Source organism: Marivirga tractuosa DSM 4126 (genome assembly GCF_000183425.1).
Classification (GTDB): domain Bacteria; phylum Bacteroidota; class Bacteroidia; order Cytophagales; family Cyclobacteriaceae; genus Marivirga; species Marivirga tractuosa.
The window spans coordinates 1988205-2010000 of sequence record NC_014759.1 but is presented as its reverse complement, the minus strand read 5'-3'; the positions used below and the strand labels follow the sequence as shown (position 1 = coordinate 2010000).

Below are 21796 nucleotides of genomic sequence, written 5' to 3'. Positions count from 1 at the left end.
GGTTGTAGGACTGCAACGTGGACTTATACAATGAACATGAACCGGTTGGGAAACCGGGCCAGAGAGGGTGAGAGCCCCGTAAAGGAAAGTTGTATATACCTAGCAGTATCCTGAGTAGGGCGGGACCGGAGAAATCCCGTTTGAATCAGCCGGCACCATCCGGTAAGGCTAAATACTACTGAGAGACCGATAGCGAACAAGTACTGTGAAGGAAAGGTGAAAAGTACCGTGAATAACGGGGTGAAATAGAACCTGAAACCATACGCTTACAAGCGGTCGGAGTCCATTCGTTGGATGACGGCGTGCCTTTTGCATAATGAGCCTACGAGTTACTTTTCTTGGCAAGGTTAACCCCGTTGACGGGGGAGCCGAAGCGAAAGCGAGTCTGAATAGGGCGAATTAGTCAGGGGAAGTAGACGCGAAACCTTGTGATCTACCCATGGTCAGGGTGAAGTTCCGGTAACACGGAATGGAGGCCCGAACCAGTTGACGTTGAAAAGTCTTTGGATGAACTGTGGGTAGGGGTGAAAGGCCAATCAAACTGGGAAATAGCTCGTACTCCCCGAAATGTTTTTAGGAACAGCCTCGGGAGATGTTTGACAGAGGTAGAGCTACCAATAGGACTAGGGGGAGTCAAATCCTACCAAATCCTGATGAACTCCGAATGCTGTCAAATTATCCCGGGAGTGAGGGTCAGGGTGCTAAGGTCCTGATCCGAGAGGGAAAGAACCCGGACCATCAGCTAAGGTCCCCAATTGTATGTTAAGTTGAACTAAGGCGGTTCAGTTGCTTAGACAGCCAGGATGTTGGCTTGGAAGCAGCCATTCATTTAAAGAGTGCGTAACAGCTCACTGGTCGAGCGACAGAGCATCGATAATGATCGGGCATCAAACATACAACCGAAGCTATGGTCTTGTCAGTAATGGCGAGAGGTAGGGGAGCATTCCATCAGCGGTGAAGGTGTGGCGTCAGCCATGCTGGAGCGGATGGAAAAGCAAATGTAGGCATAAGTAACGATAATGCTAGTGAGAAACTAGCACACCAATAGACTAAGGTTTCCTCAGCAATGCTAATCAGCTGAGGGTTAGTCAGGGCCTAAGGCGAAGCCGAGAGGCGTAGTCGATGGACAACAGGTTAATATTCCTGTACTACCTTATAGAGTGAAGGGGTGACGGAGTAGTGAAAGTCCCGCGTACTGACGGAATAGTACGTTGAAGGGTGTAGGTATTGGACTTGTAGGAAAATCCGCAAGACTAGCTGAACCTGATAGTACCACAACGCTTCGGCAGCGTGGATAGTGGACCTAATCAGACTTCCAAGAAAACCCTCTAAACATATGTATAAGGTACCTGTACCGCAAACCGACACAGGTAGTCAAGGAGAGAATCCTAAGGTGCTCGAGTGATCCGTGGCTAAGGAACTAGGCAAAATGGCCCTGTAACTTCGGGAGAAGGGGCGCCTCGTTAGTGATAACGAGGCCGCAGTGAAGAGGCCCAGGCGACTGTTTAACAAAAACACATGGCTTTGCGAAATCGAAAGATGAAGTATAAGGCCTGACACCTGCCCGGTGCTGGAAGGTTAAGGGGGGACGTTAGTGCGCAAGTGCGAAGCGTTGAACTGAAGCCCCAGTAAACGGCGGCCGTAACTATAACGGTCCTAAGGTAGCGAAATTCCTTGTCGGGTAAGTTCCGACCTGCACGAATGGTGTAACGATCTGGGCACTGTCTCGGCCACGAGCTCGGTGAAATTGTAGTAGCGGTGAAGATGCCGCTTACCCGCAACGGGACGAAAAGACCCCATGAACCTTTACTATAGCTTCACATTGACATTGGGTAAAATATGTGTAGGATAGGTGGGAGACTTCGAAGCTGTGTCGCCAGGCATGGTGGAGTCGTTGTTGAAATACCACCCTTATTTTATCTGATGCCTAATCCGCTAACTAGGCGGAGACATTGTGTGGTGGGTAGTTTGACTGGGGTGGTCGCCTCCAAAAGAGTAACGGAGGCTTTCAAAGGTTCCCTCAGCACGCTTGGTAACCGTGCGCAGAGCGCAATAGCATAAGGGAGCTTGACTGTGAGACCTACAAGTCGATCAGGGTCGAAAGACGGATATAGTGATCCGGTGGTTCCGCATGGAAGGGCCATCGCTCAAAGGATAAAAGGTACTCTGGGGATAACAGGCTGATCTCCCCCAAGAGCTCACATCGACGGGGAGGTTTGGCACCTCGATGTCGGCTCGTCACATCCTGGGGCTGGAGAAGGTCCCAAGGGTTGGGCTGTTCGCCCATTAAAGTGGCACGCGAGCTGGGTTCAGAACGTCGTGAGACAGTTCGGTCTCTATCTGTTGTGGGCGCTAGAAGTTTGAGAGGACCTGATCTTAGTACGAGAGGACCGGATTGGACAAACCGCTGGTGTACCAGTTGTGCCGCCAGGTGCATCGCTGGGTAGCTATGTTTGGAAGGGATAAGCGCTGAAAGCATCTAAGCGCGAAACCCGCCTCAAGATGAGACTTCTTTAAAGGAACCCTATAGATGATGGGGTTGATAGGCTGCAGGTGTAAAGGCAGTGATGTCATAGCCGAGCAGTACTAATTATCCGTAGCTTTCCGTTCAACAGTCTTGTGTTTACTTTAAGACTCTTTCACTTTAACATGTTGATTAATCTCTAAATGTAGAGGTTGATTATAAAATATTGATACACCCTCCCGGTAAAATGGGACAAGGTATCATAAAGAAATTAAGTTCATGCTCTATACAGAGAATGACAGACTTTATGGTGACTATGGCGGTGGGGTACACCTCTTCCCATTCCGAACAGAGAAGTTAAGCCCACCAGCGCTGATGGTACTGCCGTAAAAGGTGGGAGAGTAAGTCGTTGCCAACTTTTATTTATAACCCTGATAGTGAAAACTATCAGGGTTTTTTTATGCCTGTCAACGTACTATTTTGCAAAACCAATGATTATTTATAATTCTATTATACTTTAATTCGCAGGATGAAGCAATCACGATTGATCAATGGCTCCTTTATAGCACTTTCATTTAGTGCTTTTTTATTTTTTGCCAGCTTCAATATGATTATCCCTATGCTGCCCGATTATCTGACAAGCTTAGGTGGTGGAGAATACAAAGGGCTTATTATTGCGCTATTTACGATTACGGCTGGTTTGTCCAGGCCTTTCAGTGGAAAACTGGCCGATAAAATCGGGAGACTGCCAGTCATGATTTTTGGTGCTGTAGTTTGTTTTGTTGCTGGCCTAGCCTACCCTTTTGTATCGGGCGTCATCGCTTTTTTTGCTTTACGTTTATTGCATGGTTTTTCTACAGGTTTTACACCTACTGGAAATGCCGCTTATGTAGCTGATATAGTACCGGTCAATCGAAGAGGAGAAGCAATGGGAATTATTGGAGTGGCGATCAGCATTGGTACTGCTACAGGGAATGCTGTTGGCGGATATATTGGGAGTGCATTTCCAATTGATTATGTGTTTTATGCTTCTGCAGCTACTGCCTTAATGAGCATTATTATTTTAGCTGGAATGAATGAGACTTTAGCAGATAAGGTTCAGTTTAATTTTAGTTTGCTCAAACTCAAGAAAAATGAAATTATAGAGAAAAGAGTATTAGTGCCAGCGATTTATATGGCACTTAGCGTTTTCTCATTTGGAATAGTATTAACCATAATGCCAGATTATAGTGCACATCTAGGAATTAGCAATAAAGGATTGTTTTTTGCTGTTTTTGTATTGGCTTCATTAGGGGTAAGGATCATAGCCGGTAAAATTTCGGATAAAATTGGAAGAGTCAAAGTGTTGAAGGTATCTTCCTTTTTATTGGCTGTTGCTATGGTATTAATTGCCTTATCCAATTCATTGATCAGCTTAATGGGAGCAGCAATTGTTTTCGGCTTTTCCATGGGCATGAATTCTCCCACTGTATTTGCTTGGGCTATAGATTTAGCCGACAATAATAAAAGGGGAAAGGCGTTGGCTACGCTCTATATATTTTTGGAATTAGGAATCGGAATGGGGGCTTTTATATCAGGTTGGGTGTACAGCAATGCTCCCGCAAATTTTAAAGTAACGTTTTATACCGGTGCTGCTTTTGCTTTTCTTGCCTTTGTTTATTTAAATATTGCCACAAGAATAAAGAGAATGCGGTAAATTTTAGCTGCAGATTAGCTTATATCCATAGCCTCTAATATTCAAAATTTGAAGTTCTGGATCCTTTTCAAGCTTTTTGCGCAATTTGCTAATGTATACATCCATACTTCTGGCATTAAAGAAATCAGCTGAACCCCACAATTTTTCAAGTATAGTAGAGCGATCGGTCAGCTCATTTTGATGCATCATAAGTTCTTTTAAAACTTCTGATTCTTTACTGGTTAAATAGGTTTCGTCCTTTTCAATTTTTAAGATTTGCTTACCGGGATGAAATAGGTATTTCCCAATTGTAATCCACTCTTGATGAATGGGATTACTTTTTCTTTCCAATAATGCCTTGACCCGCACAATTAGCTCTTCCATACTAAAAGGCTTTTTAATATAGTCATTTCCACCTTTTTCAAAGCCTTCTACCACATCATTAGTGGTTGATTTTGCAGTGAGGAAAATAATAGGAATATAGCCATCTGCCTTGCGCACTTTTTGGGCCAAGCTAAATCCATCAAGCTTGGGCATCATCACATCGAGAATTAATAGATCGTATTCTTTAGCTTGGTAGCACTTCCATGCCGCTTCCCCGTCTTCACAATGGTCTACTTTGAAGCCACGACTTTCCAGGCTTTCTTTCAATATCAAGCCTAAAGAGGGCTCATCTTCAGCTAATAACAATTGATATTCCTTTTTCATGGTAAACAAGCTTCAAAGTGAGTCAAATTCTTAGCAATGTGTAATTCTAAATTCCCTTGATGTTTCTCTATTACTTTCTTACTGTAATAAAGACCTATGCCAAAGCCTTTTACGTTATGTATATTGCCTTGTGGGATACGATAAAATTTATCAAATACCTTTTTCGCTTGAGTTTTTGATAAATTACCGCCATTATCTTTTACACTAAAACAATGTCGTCCATCATTAAAATGATACGCTAGGCTAATTTTACTGCCCCCATATTTAAAGGCATTGTCAAGAAGGTTGGACAGTGCATTTTCCAAATGGAAACGGTCTGCTTTGATTACAGTATCTTGATCAGCGACCTTAAGTGTTAGCGTTTTATCAGTATTATGGTTTTGATATCGATCGAAAAGTTCTTTGCAAAAAAGGCTGACATTGATGTTTTCCTTTTTAATCATCAGTTTTTCACTATCTAAAGTGGCGGTCTCTAACAACTTCTCCACCATCCCATTCATTTTATTCACTTGCTGTTGACCAATCGCTAGATACTTTTTTATTTTCTCAGGGTCATTTTCCGGATTGAAATTTTGTAAAGCCTCAACTGAAGTAGAAATGGTGGCAAGCGGAGTTTTAAATTCATGGGTGATGTTATTGATGAGGTCATTTTTGATTTCAGCCAGATCTTTCTGGTTTTTAATGGTTTTATAGAGAAAGGCTAATACAAAAACGATGAGTAGAAAAAACGCGAGTGAAAAGCTACTATTCATGAAGCCCTCCTGTAAAATATCCAATGAGGCATTTTCATACACTAGATTGATCTTTTCATTCCTTGGCAAAAGGTCTTCACTTGCAGAATACACTAGCGTCATTGTAGGAGCTAACTCTGGTCTAAATGCACCGATTAAGGAATCCTTTTTAAGATGTTTGATGGCATAGGTGATTTCCAGTTTGTTTTCCCTTAGTTCCTGTTTGAAATATCTATTAAGCAATTCGAAATCCAGTGTATCTCTACTTACTGAAATGACCAATTTATTAGAAATGGAGCTTAAAGAAAAAACGCTGTCTGCTGCTTTTCGACCCGCCATCATAACGATGTCATTATCTTTATCCACAAACATTTCTTCTTGCTGCATTTCACCAGAGACCACTATCTGAGTAATATTGAGACCATCTAACTCTTTTACTTTCTTCTCTAAAATTTGGCTTCCTTTCTTAGAAAAGGGACTCTCAGTAAATCGCTGAAAAAAATCTCGAGTAATAGCCTGGCTTAACTCAGTAGAGTCTGTCTTTATTTCAACTTGATCGACATGCTGGCCTTGATGGGTGTCAGATTTTTGAATATCAGTAATAACGATTACATCTGTCTCCGATAACTCATTAAAATAATTTTTGAGGGCTGTATCGAAAGAGAGCGTGACTTCCTGGGTGAATTTGGAATAGGCTTCCTGATAATTTTTTATGAAGTAAAAGCCATGGAAAAGAATGGCTGCGAAAAACACAGCTACAATTAAAATCCCTATGGCCTTGAATCTTTTTGAATTCATAATGCTAAGATAGAGAAAAGGATGCAGTCATATCTTGATTTTAACACTCTTTAACATTCATTAACGCTTTTTGAAGAGTCAATTGAGTTGTTTTGTAGCAAACGAAAATCACAAAAATATGAAAACGCTTATTTTAACATTCATCAGTTTAGTATTGGCTTCAGGCCTTTTTGCACAACAATTCAGTGGAGTGGCTACCTATGAAAGCAGAAGTCAAATCGAACTCTCTTTAGACTCAAGCGCCATGTCCCCGCAAGAGATGCAAGCTCTAAAACAGCAACTGCTCAAGAAGATGCAAAAGACTTATACCTTAAAATTCAATGCAAAAGAGTCATTATGGGAGCAAGAAGAAAGTGTGAACTCAGGGCCTGCCAGCGCTTCATCCAATGGGATGGAGTTAGTAATTTCTAATGGGAGTTCAAAGGATAAACTGTACCGAAATCTGGAAGAGGGAAAATACAGAAATAGCCAGGAGCTAATGGGCAAAAGATTTCTAGTAATTGACAGTCTGCCAAAATACGATTGGAAAATTGGAAGTGAAACCAAGCAAATTGGGGATTATAGCTGCCGAAGAGCAGTGTATACTCGCATTTCTGATGCACGAAGATTTGCCACCGGTATGGAGGAAATGGAAGTAACCAAAGACACTACTCAAATTGAAGCTTGGTTTACTATGGATATTCCCGTTGCTCAGGGTCCAACGACTTATTTCGGGCTGCCTGGCTTAATTCTGGAATTAAAGTCGAACGGTCGTCATTTCATTTGCACCAAAGTAAATTTGAATTATCAAGAGCAAGAAGAGATTAAAGTGCCTGATCAAGGAAAAGAAGTAACACTGAAGGAATTCCAGGCCATTTCTGAAGAAAAGATGAAAGAGATGATGCAGCGATATCAAGGAAAAGGAGATGGCTCGAACATTGAAATTGTAATTGGCGGTTAAGTAGAGGACATGAAAGCTATAATTCTCACAATCTTTTCGGTGGTCTATATTTCTTGCTCTGTTTTGGCGCAGAAAAGTAAAGATTATTACAGCATGGAAGGTAAAGTAGTGGATTCTTTAAATACACCCATACCTTATGCTAATGTGCTTCTGAAGGATACGACCACTAATGAAATCAAGTCGTTTGCCGTTACGGATGCTTCTGGTAAATTCAAAATGACTATCGAAACTGGCGTACCGCTGGAATTGAGAGCTAGTTTTGTAGGCTACGTTCCTTTCATTAAGCATATCACCACAGATCCGGATAGAATTCAGAATCTTATTATTCCATTGTCACAAGATCAAGGCTTAATGGATGAGGTACAAGTGGTGAAAGAAATGCCGGTTACCTTGTCGGGAGATACGCTAATTTATAAAACTGAAGCTTTCACGAAGGGCAATGAACGGAAGTTAGAAGATGTGCTCAAGAAGTTGCCGGGGGTAGAGGTTGCTGAAGACGGAAGTGTGTCGGTGCAAGGTAAGAAAGTAGATAAGCTTCTAGTGGAAGGTAAGCAATTCTTTGATGGGGATAGTAAAATGGCTGTAAAGAATTTACCAGCAAAGGCTATAGATAGGGTCCAGGTTTTGAAAGGCTATCAGGAAAATGCCGCCTTGAAAAATGTGAATACCAATGAGCAAATAGCCATGAATATTACCTTAAAAGAAGATCAAAAGTCAATGGTTTTTGGTGATGTGACCTTGGGCGTAGGTTTGAGAGATAGCTATACTGGGCATGGAAATGCTTTTTATTATAGTGAAGATTTAAGTGTTAATGCGATTCTTGATGCCAATAATATAGGAGAACAGGCTTTTAATTTTAGTGATTACCAACGAATGAAACAGGCTCAGAATCCCTGGGGTATTCAAGGAGGTGCTCTAAAGATAGCAGAACGGCAGGATAGAAATGCAATTCCTCAAAAAGACAAAACACAGGTACAAGAGTTGACTAGTAATTTTGTGGGACTTAATATTAATTATCAGCCATCAAGCAAATGGCAGCATCAAGCTTATATGATTGGAAATACTGCAAATGTTTTGGAGCAACAACGGCAGCAAAGACGATTTTTGAGTGAAGACGCACCCGAACCTGAAAATAGCATTAATCAACAAAATCAGGAATATGGCAGTATTTTGGGGCAATACCAGTTAGATTTCTTAGCTACTCCTTTCAGTAATTGGCAATATAAGAGTCAATGGTTGGGCAGTAGGAATTCAGCAAATAGGTTTTCACTTTCCAACTGGGCAGGAGGGCAAGAAAGTACCATTCAAAGTGAAAATGACGAATGGAGCTGGAACCAGCAACTCAACTATTATACTCAGATAAACCCTAATCACTTAATATCGATTGAGAACCAGTTTTTGTGGAGAAATAGTCAAAGCTTAAATGCATGGGATTTACAATATGGTTTAGAAACTGAGGCAGATTCGTCCATTATTAGATTGGAAGATAGCCAGCAAGACATCAAAACATTACAATCGGAATTGCATTATTATTGGGTTTGGAATAGAAAAAACCATTTGGATGTTTCCCTATCATATCAAAATAGAATTTCTTCCATGAATCGGAATTTGCAAAATGCAGAAGGTGAATCTTTAGAAGATTTTAGGATAGGAATGGACCGCAGCTTTTCCAATTTTGCAGCTGGATTACAATGGAAATCAAGAGTTGAATCATTTCTATTTCTCCCAGGGGTGAGTTACTTCTATTTGAATGACCAAAGGAATTCGCTCAAGGGCGAAGGAAATGTGGGAGAAAGTACGCAGCACTTTGTACTACCTAACTTTAGGATTAAGTATGACATTAATAGTGTTCAAGGATTAAATTTTGTATTTCAACAGCAAATTAGAAGCCCGCAATCCGAATGGTTATCAGAAGCATTCCAGCTACGAAATTATCAAAATATAGTATTGGGGAATGCAGCTTTAAGAACCTCCTTTTATAATAGTGTGCAGCTTAACTACCATTTCTTTAACCTATTTAATGGGATGAATGCTTTCTTATTTACAAATTTTAATAGGGTAGAACATTCTTTTCAAGAGGCTACTAATTTTGATGGATTAGTTAATAATTCTGTGTTGATAAATAGCAATGCACCACAGTATGATTTTAATTATAATGGTAAAATTGATAAGCGATTTAGAACTTTTCGATTAACGTTTGAATCAAATGGTCTATACCAAAATTATGTAAATCAGCTGAATGAAGTGGAACTTAATAATGAGCAGTGGAATCAAAAACACAGTTTAGCTTTTCAAACAAATCTTGGTCAATACATGACCAGTTCGCTTAAATATGGACTTCAGCTGACAGAATATGAAAACGGTCCTAATCGTAATCAATTTAACCTTCAAAGTTTTACCAATCGATGGGAGGCAGAATGGGGTGATAATTTTGAAGTAGATTTAGATGTTGAGTATCAAATGTATAATGGTACTAATACCAAAAGCGATTGGTGGTTAGCTAATGCAGAATTGAGTTATGAATGGCCCGAAAAACCATGGAGATTTGATCTGCAGGTTTATAATATTTTTGATACACAATCAATAAGTAGAGATTTCTTATCTGAGTATTTTGTGAGTACGTATCAGAATTTTATTCAGGGTAGAAGGGCTTTGTTCAGTGTAAACTATAATTTCTAAGGGAATTAAGAAAAGAAAAAGCCTATGATTATTTAAATCGTAGGCTTTTGCTCTTGGATGATTTTTGGTACTTAATCCAGCAAGCCAAATACTTGTTGTAAGAGTTCATTTACCCTTGCATTTACATTATTTCGAATATTGGCTTCCTCATCCTGAACTTTTAAGAATAAACCATCCAAACCTTTTTCAGTCGCAAAAGCTGAAATATCGGCTTCATCAATGGAGTTGATACCGGAAATGGAACCAAGGGTTTGACTTTCTAAAAAACTGATGGGCACTGAGGTGTTTAATATATCATTGTACTCACTGACAAAATTGCCGTAAAGCTCTTCTACCGTTCTTTCTCCAATACTTACTGAGTTTACTGCATTATTTACTTTGGGCTCAAAAGTGTCGAATAAGGATTGATACGTATTATCGATGAGATAAGCAGTTGCTGCAGTGTCTGATCCATATAAAATGTTTTCTGCATCTGTAATGGTAATGCCACGAATGGCATCAAAAAATATTGGCCCTGCCTCTTGGGCTGCTTCTTCAGCCGCACGGTTAATTCCTACTATCAATTCTTCCTCTTTTTCTGCCAGACTGTTAATTCCTAAGAAGGGTACACCAGTATTGTAAATTTGATCTCCAGTTATCGTTCCTAATCCGAACACATTGATTTCAACTGCTTTCAGTGCTGCAATTTGAGCTTCCAGTTCATCAGGTAAAAGGATTTTTACTGCTTCATCTTTCAAATAACCATCTACAACTGCCAATTTAGAAGTAGCTGTATCAGTGCCAACTTTTAAGGCTTCTTTTAGTCCTTCTGCTATATCGATGTTGTTTTCTTGTTCTTCTATTGCATCATTTAATAAATCACATGATGATAAAAGTAGAATTGAAATGAATAAGCTGATTGTAGATAGATATTTCATAAGCGTTAATATTTTATATTATATAAATATCACAATAATTCAGCCAAAATGATAATGCCTAGCAGTAGAATTTAAGACAGAAGTAATGAAATAGTTGTTATTCCATTTTTAACTCACCAAGCCAGGATACCAACAAGTGTCTAGTATATGAATTTTGGATGGATTGAATCGAAGAAAAATATTATCATCTTTCTCAAATAATATTTTTTCGTGAGCATGAATGACCACATGAGTTTCTGCTCCTATATCGGCATGAACTTGCTGATGATCACCGAAATATTGGGCTAATACTACTTTAGCAGGGAAAGTCCCTTCCTGTTTTTCAGTAAGGATTTCAATATTTTCAGGCCTGATGGCAATTAAAATCTGACCTGTTTTATCTGTTTTTGCTCCTTTAATTTCGCCAGCTTTCAATTTATAAGTGCCATTTTCAGCTGTGGCATTCATAGCATTAATTTTCCCAAAAAAACTAGCTACATAAAGGTTTTTAGGGGTTTCGTAAAGTTCTCTTGGAGTTCCAACTTGCTGGATTTTGCCATCTTTCAAAATGGCTATTCTATCGGCAGAGGATAGTGCATCACGCATATCGTGAGTTACGAATAGGGCTGTAGCTCCTGCTTTTTTAATAATGCTTCTGACTTCCTCTCGAACTTGGTCTTTTAATACTGCATCCAAATTACTGAAAGGTTCATCTAACAAAATCAAACCTGGATTGGGCGCAAGTGCTCTGGCTAAGGCCACTCTTTGCTGTTGTCCGCCTGATAAATGATGGGGATATCTGTTTTCATAACTGCTTAAACCTACCATATCGGTAACTTCCCTAACTCTATCATTCAAATTGGGAAATTGATTTTTGGATAGACCGAATTTTATGTTTTCTGCTACGGTTAAATGTGGAAATAGAGCATAATCCTGAAAAACCATTCCGATTTTTCTTTTTTCAGGCTTCATGCTGAAATTATCATCCACCACCTTATCACTATTGATGGATATTTGGCCTGCATCTGCTTCTTCAAATCCAGCTACCAACCTTAATAAGGTTGTTTTGCCGCTTCCGCTTTCTCCAACTAAAGCCAAAAGTTCGCCTTTATTTACATTCAGGCTTGCATTATTGACCGCATACTGAAGCTTTTTACCAAATTTTTTATGTAAGTTCTTAATTGATAATACTTCCATCAGCTTTAGTGTTTTTCATTAAGCGATTCAAAATAATAATGGGTATGGTGCCAATAACGATAATGATGAGCGAAGGTGTTGCAGATTCAGCAATCATTTCATCGCTTGCCAATTCGTAGGCTTTGGTTGCTAATGTATGAAAATTAAAAGGTCGTAAAATTAAAGTAAGCGGTAATTCCTTTAAAATATCGACAAAAACTAAGATTCCGCCTGAAATTAAGGCGCTTTTTAATAATGGCAAATTAATTTTTAGAAGTGTCTTGAATGAACCAGCTCCTAATGAGTAGGAAGCTTCATCTATGCTATCTCCAGTCCTCTTAAAGGCTGCTTCAATAGGGTTTAAAGAAACGGTTAAAAAGCGAACGACATAGGCAAAAGTGAGGGCAAAAATGGTTCCGCTGAAGATCAACCCGATTTTCATATTGAAACTATCCTGCCAAGTAGAAATCAAGAATTTATCCAACCCTAGCAACGGAATCATAATGCCAATGGCAATGACAGCTCCTGGAATGGAATAACCTAATGCTGCAAATTTTGCTAATAGGCTAAAAAACCTATTTTTATTTACTTTGACTGCGAATAAAATTATCACTGAAAAGCCCACACATAAAACAGCTGCCAATAGAGCAAGCCCAAAGCTATTAGCCATCAAAATCAGAAAATCAAAATCAATAATTTTTTTGATGGTTTGAAATGACCATAGAATTAACTGAAAAACAGGAGCTATAAAACCTAAGAATAAAGGAATAAAACATACCATCCAGGCGAAAAACTTTTTCCAGCCTGTCAATTGATATCTCTTAAGCTGTCTGCCAATTCTGGCACCTTCATCAAATTTCACTTTTCCTCTTTGCAATCTCTCCGCCATGATCATAATGAAAATGAACCCCATTAAAATCCCAGATAAATTGATAGCAGAATTAGGATCGCCAAAAGAAAACCAAGCCCTGAAAATTCCAGTGGTAAAGGTGCTAATACCGTAATATTTTACAGCTCCGTAATCATTTAAAACTTCCATCATGACTAATGAAAGTCCGCCAATGATAGCAGGTCGGCTGATGGGTAGCGCGATTTTAAAGAATGTACGCCAGGATGAACTGCCTAAAATTCGGGAAGCTTCTAAAAGTGTAGCAGATTGGCTCATAAATGTAGATCTAGCTACCACATAAACATAAGGGAATAATACTAGCGCCATGACTACGGCTACTCCCCAGAAATTCATAATGTCAATATACACTAAATCCGAGAAGCCGATATCCCTTAGGAAAACTTGAATAGGGCCAGTGTAATCAAAAATGCCTGCATAGGTGTAGGCTGCAATATATGTGGGGATAGCTAAAGGTAAAATCAGCATCCATTCGAATTGCCTTCTAAATGGAATATTGGTTGTGCTCACGATCCAGGCGGAGGAAATGCCCATGAGTAAAGTGAGGATGCTTACTACTATCACCAAGCCAATAGAATTAATGATGTAATCGGTCAAAACAGTGTCAACCAAATGACCCCAAACACTATCAGTAGTTTCCTCAAAAAGTTTAAAGAAAAGGGTATAAATAGGTAAGCCAATAATTAGCACCAATGCAATTAAAGCAAAGGACCAACCATTGGCATACTTTTTAAATTTTAAAATTGACTTTAGCTTACTCACAAATTATTTCCAACCCGCTCTGTCAAATATTTTAACTGCTAAATCATTGTTTTCTCCTAAAACTGAAAGGTTTAATGTATCCCTTTTGAAATCTCCCCATTCTTTTAAAGTTGGAGCCCATTCTACTTTTTCGTTTACTGGATATTCATAATTCACGCCAGCAAAAACTTTTTGAGCTTCTTCTGACACTAAGAATTCAATAAATTTAATAGCATTCTCTTTATTTGGTGCATATTTGGCAACACCCGCTCCACTTACATTGATGTGTGTTCCTCTTCCATCTTGATTAGGGAATAAAATCTTAACTGCTTGAGCAACTTTCACTTCTTCTTCGCTTGAAGAATTTAACATTTTCCCTAAATAGTAGGTGTTAGAAACCGCAACATCACCTTCTCCTGCATAAACTGCTTTGATTTGATCTCTATCTCCACCTTTAGGATCTCTTGCCATATTATTTACAATTGAACTCGCCCAAGTTGAAGCAGCCTCTTCTCCATTATGCGCAATGATAGAAGCCATCAAAGACTGATTGTAGATATTGGATGAAGAGCGAATTAATAATCTTCCGTTAATGTCTGGATTAGCTAAAGACTCATAAGTTGAAATCTTTTCTGCACTTATTTTTTCAGGATTATAAACTATTACTCTTCCTCTGATTGTCAATCCAAACCATTGGTTATCTACATCTCTAAGATTTGATGAAATCGTGTTGTTTAAAGTTTCAGATTCAACTGATTGTAAAAGATCAGCTTCTTTTGCTCTATGCAGTCTACCTGCATCTACCGTGATTAATACATCAGCTGGAGAATTTTCACCTTCCAAAGTCATTTTTTGAATTAACTCATCTGCATTGGCACTTACAACATTCACCTTAATGCCTGTTTTTTCTTCAAAATCTTTGAAGAGTTGCTGATCAGATTCATAATGTCTATGGGTGTAAACATTAACTTCCTTGCTTTCTTCTTTTTCTGATTCTCCTTCTTTATTGGAGCTTTGTGAACAAGCCCAAAGGGTGCTTATTGCTAATAGTGATAGGATTATATTTTTCATTATAGTTGTAGATTTTAAAATTTCGAAGGCAAATTTAATCATAATTGGATTAATTCTAAATAATAAAGCCATTATTTTGATTCAATTATTTAAATTGCGAGCCTTAATGTTTTACAGTTATAAAATCCTCCGAATATATGAAGGCCACTATTTCTCAACTTGAATATATAATTGCATTAGATACCTATCGTCATTTTGGAAAGGCAGCTGGGAACTGTTTTATCACGCAGCCAACTCTGAGTATGCAAATCAATAAATTGGAAGATAATTTAGGCGTAAAAATTTTTGATAGAAGCAGACAGCCAGTTGTTCCTACTGAATTGGGCTCTCTGATTTTAGAACAAGCACGAAGGGTCGTGAATGAAGCTAAAAAGATGGAAGAAATCATTGAGGATCAGAAAAAGGAAGTTTCTGGTGCCTTGAAGATTGGGGTGATTCCTACAATTGCTCCTTATCTTTTGCCACTATTTGCTAAGAGTTTTATGAATAAATATCCCTCCATTAATATTCAAGTTCAGGAATTATTAACGGAAGACACATTGGCAGCCATAAAATCTGAAGCAATAGATGTGGGTATAGTAGTGGGGCCTTTAAATGATAGCTCCTTTAGAGAAATCCCTATCTATTACGAAAAGTTTTTAGGGTATGCTCACAATACTAATTTAGAACCACCGGAAGAACCTATCTCCGGAAAGGATTTGGAAAACAACGAACTGTGGTTATTAAATGAAGGCCATTGTTTTCGTGAACAGGTTTTAAATATTTGCCAAAACCGAAATTTCGATAATATTTTAAATTATCAAAGTGGTTCTTTAGAAGCTCTTAAAAGAATGGTAGATAAGCAAGGAGGCGTAACCCTTTTACCTGAATTAGCTACCTTGGATCTATCGCCAAATGATAGCAAAAAACTTAGAACCTTTAAAAAGCCTACTCCTTTTAGGGAAGTGAGTCTGGTTATGAAAAGGGACTTTTTAAAAAGAAGGATTATTGAGGCTTTGCAAAAGGAAATAGTGGATCACCTTCCTGATATTATGAAGCAAAGGGAGGAAAATGAAATTCAGGTCATTAATTGGAGATAATAAGGAAGGAACTCAATTTAATTTAGTAAAACCTAAAATTAGCTACCTTTTTACGGTAATGGGCTTTTTGAAATAAAAACAAGTGCAGGAGCATTTCGCCCACCTGGTTTGACAGTGCCATTTTCATTTACTGTCCCATAGGAAGCCGCTACATATAAACGATTTTGGTCATCTAGGTGAAGATTGTTTAAAATATACTCAAATGGAATTTCAAGTTTAGCTGTATAATCATCAATGGTTTTTTCTATGTCAGAAGTGCCAACATACTCAGTTTCGGATCCGTCTAGTTTGAATGTGTTCTTTTTGATTTTATAACTGATTTCATTTTCAGCTTTAACATATTTAATTGGTACGCTTAAACGAGAGTAAACATTCTTTTTATCTTCCTGCCAGGTATAGCCTTTATCAAGAGAAAAGCGCGCAACACTGCTAGCGATATCATAATCTGCACCTTGTCCGTAAGCTCCAAATATAAATAAGCTGTCATTTCTTTCTAATAGGCCAGGCATAATACCAGAAAAATCTGCAACCTCATCCCAAGTCTCTCCAGCATCCTTAGTGGCATAAACTTTAGTATAAGTGGTGACCACCAACACATCATCAATACTTCCACTGATTGCATGTGCTTCTTCTCCATTTGGTATTTGAAGGACTGTCCAATTATCATATTCTTCCTGAACGACCATTGGTTCTGTATTGAATTCCTCACAAGAAGTGCTAATAAATAGTAAAAGTAAAAGGGGGAAGTTCGCAATAAGGCGCATAGTTTTGGTTTTTTGTTAAAATATACATTAAAGGTAATGATTGAAACTAGAATCACCAATTCAGAATAAAAAATAATTACAAGGAGAAAAAACCATTGGAGCTTTCTAGGTCAAATTAAAATTAATAGTGGAAAAGAGGCAATAAGAATCCTTAAATGATTTGAATTCATCAGGATTCTCATGTATTTAAATCAGGATTCTCATGTATTTAATTCATTACTAGTATTTCAATTTATTTCGTAAATTTGAAAAGATCAACAATTATTAGGCTATGTCAAATTTAAGAAGAAATGATCCTTGCCATTGCGGAAGTGGGAAGAAATATAAGAATTGCCATATGGGGAAAGAATCTTCGGGTATTAATAATAATAAGAACCTTTTATACATTGCTATAATGGTAATAATAGTGGCTATAGCTGGTTTTTCGGTTTATTTTAATGCTCAGGAATCTCCTTCACAAAATGTCAATTCTAACCGTGGGCCAGTTGCTCAGCCTCCAGGCGAAGCACCTCCTGGAAAAGTTTGGTCATCAGAGCATGGGCATTGGCATGATAAATAAGTAATAAGATTGTTTTGAACTCTCTCAAAAGCATTAGTTTTGCAAATATTAAATTTTAAGCTCAAGAGAATATGTTCAAGGCAATCTGTACTGACATAGACGGAACTCTTTTAAACCCAGAAAGAGAATTATCTAAAAGAACTATAGACATCATTAGAAGTCTTAAAAATGATATTGCTGTGGTGTTGGCTTCTAGTAGAATGCCGGCTGCTATGCGTCACCTGCAGGAATCTTTGGATATAGCAAATCAGCCTTTAATTTGCTATAATGGAGGCTATGTTATTTCTCAAACGTCAGGTGTTACAGTGTTAGATTCTGTGACAATTCCTTTTGCTTTATGTGAGTTTGTTGCCAAATGGTGTCATAATGAAAATCTACATGCTGGCTTTTATTTGGATGATGACTGGTTTGCTCCTTCGGAAGATCAATGGACTCAAAGAGAAATTAACAACACTAAAGTTCAGGCTTCCATTTTCCCAAGTTTAGATTTGATGGAAAGCTGGAAAACTCAGGAAAAAGGTGCCCATAAAATCATGTGCATGGGAGAACCTAAGTTAATTGATAACTTGGTTGCCAAGTTGATCTCTATTGATGCACCTTTACACCTCTACCGTTCAAAAGACACTTATTTAGAAATAGCCCCATTACAAATATCCAAAGCAAGTGCTTTATCTCAACTACTGCAAGCTGAATTCAATATTGAAATGAGGGATGTTATTGCGTTTGGAGATAATTACAATGATATCGAAATGTTGAAAGCTGTTGGCTGTGGAGTAGCAGTTGGCAATGCGAAAGATGAGGTGAAAGAAATAGCAGATGAAATCACTCTGCCTGGTAAAGAAGATGGCGTGGCCGCAACCCTAGAGAAATATTTCGGTTAAAATGTAGAGTGTTTACTTTTACTCTATATTTTAAAATCTAATATTTTTTTATGGAAATCATCAGTAATATCATAAAGGCAGCTATTGAAGTGGGGAGCAGGATCAAAAAACATGATTCTCCAATTCATGCTCAACAGGAAACATTGAAAGAGCTGCTTGAAAAATCAAAAGCAACAGCTTTTGGGAAGTATTACGGATTTGAAAATTTATTGAATAAGAAAAATATAGCCCAAAAGTTTGCCGAGGAAATACCATTCCATGATTATGATGATATGGAATTTTGGTGGAAGAAATCCTTAGAAGGGAAGGAAGATATATGCTGGCCAGGTAAAGTGAAGAACTTTGCAGTTAGTTCTGGCACAACAGGGCATAGCAAGCATATTCCGGTTACAGATGATATGCTAGAAAGCATAAGAAATGCAGGGATTCAGCAAGTTTTAAGCTTATCTAATTTCAAGGATTTACCTGAAAGCTTTTTTACTAAGCAAATTTTAATGCTAGGTTCCAGCACTAACCTAGATAAAGTTAATGGTCATCTAGAAGGGGAAATAAGCGGTATAAGTGCTTCAAATATTCCGAATTGGTTTAGGAATTTTTATAAGCCTGGTGAGAAAATCAGCAGTATCGATGATTGGGATGAAAGAGTGGAGGCCATCGCTAAAGAAGCAAAAAATTGGGATATTGGTTCTATTTCGGGCATTCCATCTTGGATTGAGTTGATGTTGGAAAGAGTGATAGAGTACAATAAAGTAGATTCAATACATGATATTTGGCCGAATTTGGCAGTTTACACCTCAGGAGGGGTTGCATTAGACCCTTACAAAAAGAGTTTCGAGAAATTATTCAGTAAACCAGTTCAATACATTGATACATATCTTGCCTCTGAGGGATATTTGGCTACTCAAACTCGCCCTGATACTGATGCGATGGAATTACTCTGCGATAATGGGGTGTATTTTGAATTTGTGCCTTTTGAAGAAGATAGTGTGTTGGAGTCCGGAAAAATCAATCCAGAGAAAAAGGCATTGGATATTTCTAATGTTAAAGAAGGAGAAGAATATATATTGTTGATTTCTACGGTGAGCGGGGCTTGGCGCTATATGATTGGAGATACTATCAAGTTTACCGATATATCTAGAAATGAAATCAAGATTACTGGTAGAACAAAATTCTTTTTGAATGTAGTGGGATCACAACTTTCAGTAAATAAGATGGATGATGCAATCGAAAGTCTTAATGAGAATTTTCCTTTAAACATTAAAGAATTTACAGTTTCAGCTGTCAAAGAAGATGGGGAATACATCCATCACTGGTATTTGGGGTTAGATGAAATGAAGAGTGAGTTTGATAATGAGGCAATCCGAAATCATCTAGATGAGCATCTTAAAAACAGTAATAAAAATTATAAAGTAGCCCGCGATAAGGCCCTGAAAGATGTGAAAATTAGTTTGATATCTGCCGACAAATTTTTGGAATGGAACGATACTAACAAGCATAAAGGTGGTCAAGTGAAAATGGCTAAGGTGATGAAGGAAGATGCTTTTAGGGAATGGCAAGAATTCGTTGAAAAATAATTTTTGATTCTTAGGTGAAGATTTTGTTTAAGTACTGTATTGAAACAAGCAGTCTTAGGCTGTAACAATAAGTCAATAAGATTTTTCAGCAATAAGTAAAAGCTCATTATTGGGACTACAATTCATTTTAACTTTTAGAGTATAGTATATTATAAATAGACTTTGTTTAAAGTTTTATTTCATTCTCATTCCTAGAAAGAATAGAGTCCTTATCTTTGCCAGCAAAGAAATATATCTCAGCATGTCGCAAAAGAAAATCATAATTACAGGAGGAGCAGGATTTATAGGATCAAATTTGGTTGAAAAATACCTTAATGATGATAGAGTAGAAAAAGTAAGAGTGATTGATAACCTTTCCAATGGATACTATAGTAATATAGAGGAATTTGAAAGCCATCCAAAATTTGAGTTTTTCAAAGAAGACATTTGCGATTATGATAAAATGCTTGAGCTGACCGGAGGCTTTGATTTAATCAGTCATCAAGCAGCTTTGGGTTCTGTTCCCCGATCAATTGAAAACCCAATGCAGAGCACTAAAGTCAATATTGATGGGACGGTTAATATTTTGTATGCCGCGGTTCAGAATAAAATTGATAGAGTGGTTTTGGCTTGTTCATCAAGTACTTATGGTGATAGTCCGAGTTTGCCTAAGCAAGAAGATATAATTGGTAATCCTCTAAGTCCTTATGCAGTTACAAAATATGCGGTAGAGTTATATGCAGAGGTTTTTCAAAAGACTTATGGCTTAAATTATGTGGGACTACGGTACTTCAATATTTTCGGTCCAAGGCAAAATCCTGATAATCCTTATGCGGCCGTAATTCCTATTTTCTGCAAAGCTTTTATTCATGGTAATGAGCCAACTATTAATGGTGATGGTGAAACTAGCAGAGATTTTACGTTCGTGGAAAATGCTGTTCATGCCAATGATTTGGCTCTTTTTACAGAAAATAAGCAAGCTTTGAATCAAATATACAATGTGGCTTGTGGAGATCAAATGAGTCTTAATGATATGATTGGTTTATTGCAGGAGTTAAGTGGGATAGATTTAAAGCCTAATTATGGACCTGAGAGACCTGGAGATGTCAAGCATTCCAAAGCCGACATCTCTAAAATTGAAAATCTTTTAGGCTATAAACCTCAGGTTAGGTTTAAAGAAGGCTTAGGAAAAGTGTATGGCTGGTATGAGAAAATGGGGTTTTAAAATTAGCCTTTATTTTCGTTTGATTTAATTTCATCTATCTCTAAGGTATTAGATTCACTGTTCTGACATTTTTATAAGGTCGTTCCTACGGAACTTTTTTGTTTTTTATAGTTTATATTTACCATATGGACGTTCCGCTGGAACTTGGTTAAATTATTATGATTGAAGTTACCATATGACCGTCCCTCTGGGACTTAGGAAATCTACGATCTATCAAAATAGTGAGAATAAAAAAATCTTTAATTGCATTATTTTAAAATGATTTGAATTAAGTTCATAATCTTTTTCTTTTTAAGAGCATGCCAAGTAATTGATTATTATAGCCTTTTATATAGAGCGAATCAATTGGCAAAACTACCAAAATGACCCTGTAGGGGTCGCATTATGGTAACCAAAATAAACAAAGTTTAACCTAAGCTCCGTTAGGTGCGACCTTATAATTCCTTGATTAAAATCGCACTCATCGTAATACAATAACCAAGACTTTTAACGGTACTTTTTAAATTTCCCACCCGATCATTTAACATTTTGATTATAAATTGATTAACTTTTGAATGCTTTTAGTCCTAAAATTGTATTAAAAGAAATGTCAGAAACTTTCTTTCACTATATCATTCAAAATCCTGACTACCTAATTTTGGTAGCCAGTTGTGCTTTTTTGGTATCTTACTTTATTCGATGGGTACTAAAAAACGGTAATAATTCTGATGATGAAGACGGTGGAGGAGGTGGTGGTTCTAGCGAAAACGATGACGATCCGGTATTAGATTTACCACCAGGCGTTTGCTTACCTAAAGACAAGCCAGAGCCTGAGCTAACAGCCTGAAATTTATTACTTCAGTTTAAAACTTACAACGGCTTTGATTCCAATGCCTTCTGCATTATTTTTGCAACAATTTTAGAGGCTATATCAACTATAATACATATATACCGTGTATATCCTCAATAG

16 protein-coding genes and 2 rRNA genes (1 of these 18 running past the window's edge) are annotated in these 21796 nt (G+C 37.8%); 11 read left to right on the top strand and 7 right to left on the bottom strand.

The features are described 5' to 3' along the window. The 3 genes from FTRAC_RS08375 to FTRAC_RS08365 form a co-directional block, all read left to right on the top strand. Nucleotides 1-2609 (top strand): 23S ribosomal RNA (locus FTRAC_RS08375) (it extends 287 nt beyond the left edge of the window). A gap of 161 nt (nt 2610-2770) precedes the next feature. After that, nucleotides 2771-2882 (top strand): 5S ribosomal RNA (gene rrf / locus FTRAC_RS08370). Between the two features lie 111 nt (nt 2883-2993). Next, a complete protein-coding gene (locus tag FTRAC_RS08365) occupies nt 2994-4160 on the top strand; it encodes an MFS transporter (protein ID WP_013453807.1) in 1167 nt (388 codons plus the stop codon). 3 nt (nt 4161-4163) lie between these two features. Here the strand turns inward: FTRAC_RS08365 and FTRAC_RS08360 are convergent, their stop codons facing one another. Continuing rightward, the gene (locus FTRAC_RS08360) at nt 4164-4847 is read right to left on the bottom strand and encodes a response regulator transcription factor (protein ID WP_013453806.1); all 684 of its coding nucleotides are present in this window, start codon (nt 4845-4847) and stop codon (nt 4164-4166) included. Continuing rightward, nucleotides 4844-6376, bottom strand: coding sequence for a sensor histidine kinase (locus FTRAC_RS08355; protein WP_013453805.1), 1533 nt, complete (start codon nt 6374-6376; stop codon nt 4844-4846). The genes FTRAC_RS08360 and FTRAC_RS08355 overlap by 4 nt, the downstream gene beginning before the upstream one ends. 118 nt (nt 6377-6494) lie before the next feature. On the opposite strand from FTRAC_RS08355, the gene FTRAC_RS08350 reads away from it, so the two are divergent. Continuing rightward, nucleotides 6495-7316 carry a GLPGLI family protein gene (locus tag FTRAC_RS08350; RefSeq protein WP_041649645.1) on the top strand — a complete coding sequence of 274 codons (822 nt, stop codon included), beginning with the start codon at nt 6495-6497 and terminating at the stop codon, nt 7314-7316. Nucleotides 7317-7325: 9 nt separating this feature from the next. After that, nucleotides 7326-9995, top strand: a complete 2670-nt coding sequence (locus FTRAC_RS08345; RefSeq protein WP_013453803.1) for a carboxypeptidase-like regulatory domain-containing protein — start codon at nt 7326-7328, stop codon at nt 9993-9995. Between the two features lie 71 nt (nt 9996-10066). On the opposite strand, the gene FTRAC_RS08340 is transcribed toward FTRAC_RS08345, so the two are convergent. The 4 genes from FTRAC_RS08340 to FTRAC_RS08325 all read right to left on the bottom strand — a co-directional run bounded on the left by FTRAC_RS08340 (nt 10067) and on the right by FTRAC_RS08325 (nt 14828). After that, the gene (locus FTRAC_RS08340) at nt 10067-10912 is read right to left on the bottom strand and encodes a DUF4197 domain-containing protein (protein ID WP_013453802.1); all 846 of its coding nucleotides are present in this window, start codon (nt 10910-10912) and stop codon (nt 10067-10069) included. A gap of 108 nt (nt 10913-11020) precedes the next feature. Further along, on the bottom strand, nt 11021-12088 hold the full coding sequence (locus tag FTRAC_RS08335; protein WP_013453801.1) for an ABC transporter ATP-binding protein: 1068 nt from the start codon (nt 12086-12088) through the stop codon (nt 11021-11023). Continuing rightward, nucleotides 12069-13736: an ABC transporter permease gene (locus tag FTRAC_RS08330; RefSeq protein WP_013453800.1), complete on the bottom strand. Its 1668-nt coding sequence runs from the start codon at nt 13734-13736 to the stop codon at nt 12069-12071. The genes FTRAC_RS08335 and FTRAC_RS08330 overlap by 20 nt, the downstream gene beginning before the upstream one ends. A gap of 3 nt (nt 13737-13739) precedes the next feature. After that, nucleotides 13740-14828: a Fe(3+) ABC transporter substrate-binding protein gene (locus FTRAC_RS08325; RefSeq protein WP_049784249.1), complete on the bottom strand. Its 1089-nt coding sequence runs from the start codon at nt 14826-14828 to the stop codon at nt 13740-13742. A gap of 95 nt (nt 14829-14923) precedes the next feature. Between FTRAC_RS08325 and FTRAC_RS08320 the strand changes: the two genes are divergently transcribed. Beyond that, nucleotides 14924-15865 (top strand): LysR substrate-binding domain-containing protein, encoded by a 942-nt coding sequence (locus FTRAC_RS08320; protein WP_013453798.1) that lies wholly within the window; start codon nt 14924-14926, stop codon nt 15863-15865. 50 nt (nt 15866-15915) lie between these two features. On the opposite strand, the gene FTRAC_RS08315 is transcribed toward FTRAC_RS08320, so the two are convergent. Further along, complete coding sequence (locus FTRAC_RS08315) at nt 15916-16629, bottom strand: hypothetical protein (RefSeq protein WP_013453797.1); 714 nt, start codon at nt 16627-16629, stop codon at nt 15916-15918. A gap of 271 nt (nt 16630-16900) precedes the next feature. On the opposite strand from FTRAC_RS08315, the gene FTRAC_RS08310 reads away from it, so the two are divergent. The 5 genes from FTRAC_RS08310 to FTRAC_RS08290 all read left to right on the top strand — a co-directional run bounded on the left by FTRAC_RS08310 (nt 16901) and on the right by FTRAC_RS08290 (nt 21673). Continuing rightward, nucleotides 16901-17188, top strand: a complete 288-nt coding sequence (locus tag FTRAC_RS08310) for an SEC-C metal-binding domain-containing protein (protein WP_013453796.1) — start codon at nt 16901-16903, stop codon at nt 17186-17188. Nucleotides 17189-17259: 71 nt separating this feature from the next. Beyond that, nucleotides 17260-18069, top strand: coding sequence for a Cof-type HAD-IIB family hydrolase (locus tag FTRAC_RS08305; RefSeq protein ID WP_013453795.1), 810 nt, complete (start codon nt 17260-17262; stop codon nt 18067-18069). A gap of 50 nt (nt 18070-18119) precedes the next feature. Beyond that, entirely contained in the window at nt 18120-19643 is a 1524-nt protein-coding gene (locus FTRAC_RS08300; protein ID WP_013453794.1) for a GH3 family domain-containing protein, read from the top strand. A 241-nt stretch (nt 19644-19884) separates the two neighbouring features. Continuing rightward, entirely contained in the window at nt 19885-20847 is a 963-nt protein-coding gene (locus FTRAC_RS08295) for an SDR family oxidoreductase (RefSeq protein WP_013453793.1), read from the top strand. 586 nt (nt 20848-21433) lie between these two features. Next, nucleotides 21434-21673: a hypothetical protein gene (locus FTRAC_RS08290; protein WP_148230055.1), complete on the top strand. Its 240-nt coding sequence runs from the start codon at nt 21434-21436 to the stop codon at nt 21671-21673. Nucleotides 21674-21796: the final 123 nt, after the last annotated feature.

Bases quoted from the DNA above. Each gene is read 5' to 3' on its own strand.
- FTRAC_RS08290 (WP_148230055.1), top strand. From the start codon at position 21,434: ATGTCAGAAACTTTCTTTCACTATATCATTCAAAATCCTGACTACCTA.
- FTRAC_RS08355 (WP_013453805.1), bottom strand. From the start codon at position 6,376: ATGAATTCAAAAAGATTCAAGGCCATAGGGATTTTAATTGTAGCTGTG.
- FTRAC_RS08350 (WP_041649645.1), top strand. From the start codon at position 6,495: ATGAAAACGCTTATTTTAACATTCATCAGTTTAGTATTGGCTTCAGGC.
- FTRAC_RS08345 (WP_013453803.1), top strand. From the start codon at position 7,326: ATGAAAGCTATAATTCTCACAATCTTTTCGGTGGTCTATATTTCTTGC.
- FTRAC_RS08325 (WP_049784249.1), bottom strand. From the start codon at position 14,828: ATGATTAAATTTGCCTTCGAAATTTTAAAATCTACAACTATAATGAAA.
- FTRAC_RS08360 (WP_013453806.1), bottom strand. From the start codon at position 4,847: ATGAAAAAGGAATATCAATTGTTATTAGCTGAAGATGAGCCCTCTTTA.
- FTRAC_RS08315 (WP_013453797.1), bottom strand. From the start codon at position 16,629: ATGCGCCTTATTGCGAACTTCCCCCTTTTACTTTTACTATTTATTAGC.
- FTRAC_RS08365 (WP_013453807.1), top strand. From the start codon at position 2,994: ATGAAGCAATCACGATTGATCAATGGCTCCTTTATAGCACTTTCATTT.
- FTRAC_RS08340 (WP_013453802.1), bottom strand. From the start codon at position 10,912: ATGAAATATCTATCTACAATCAGCTTATTCATTTCAATTCTACTTTTA.
- FTRAC_RS08305 (WP_013453795.1), top strand. From the start codon at position 17,260: ATGTTCAAGGCAATCTGTACTGACATAGACGGAACTCTTTTAAACCCA.
- FTRAC_RS08320 (WP_013453798.1), top strand. From the start codon at position 14,924: ATGAAGGCCACTATTTCTCAACTTGAATATATAATTGCATTAGATACC.
- FTRAC_RS08335 (WP_013453801.1), bottom strand. From the start codon at position 12,088: ATGGAAGTATTATCAATTAAGAACTTACATAAAAAATTTGGTAAAAAG.
- FTRAC_RS08300 (WP_013453794.1), top strand. From the start codon at position 18,120: ATGGAAATCATCAGTAATATCATAAAGGCAGCTATTGAAGTGGGGAGC.
- FTRAC_RS08295 (WP_013453793.1), top strand. From the start codon at position 19,885: ATGTCGCAAAAGAAAATCATAATTACAGGAGGAGCAGGATTTATAGGA.
- FTRAC_RS08310 (WP_013453796.1), top strand. From the start codon at position 16,901: ATGTCAAATTTAAGAAGAAATGATCCTTGCCATTGCGGAAGTGGGAAG.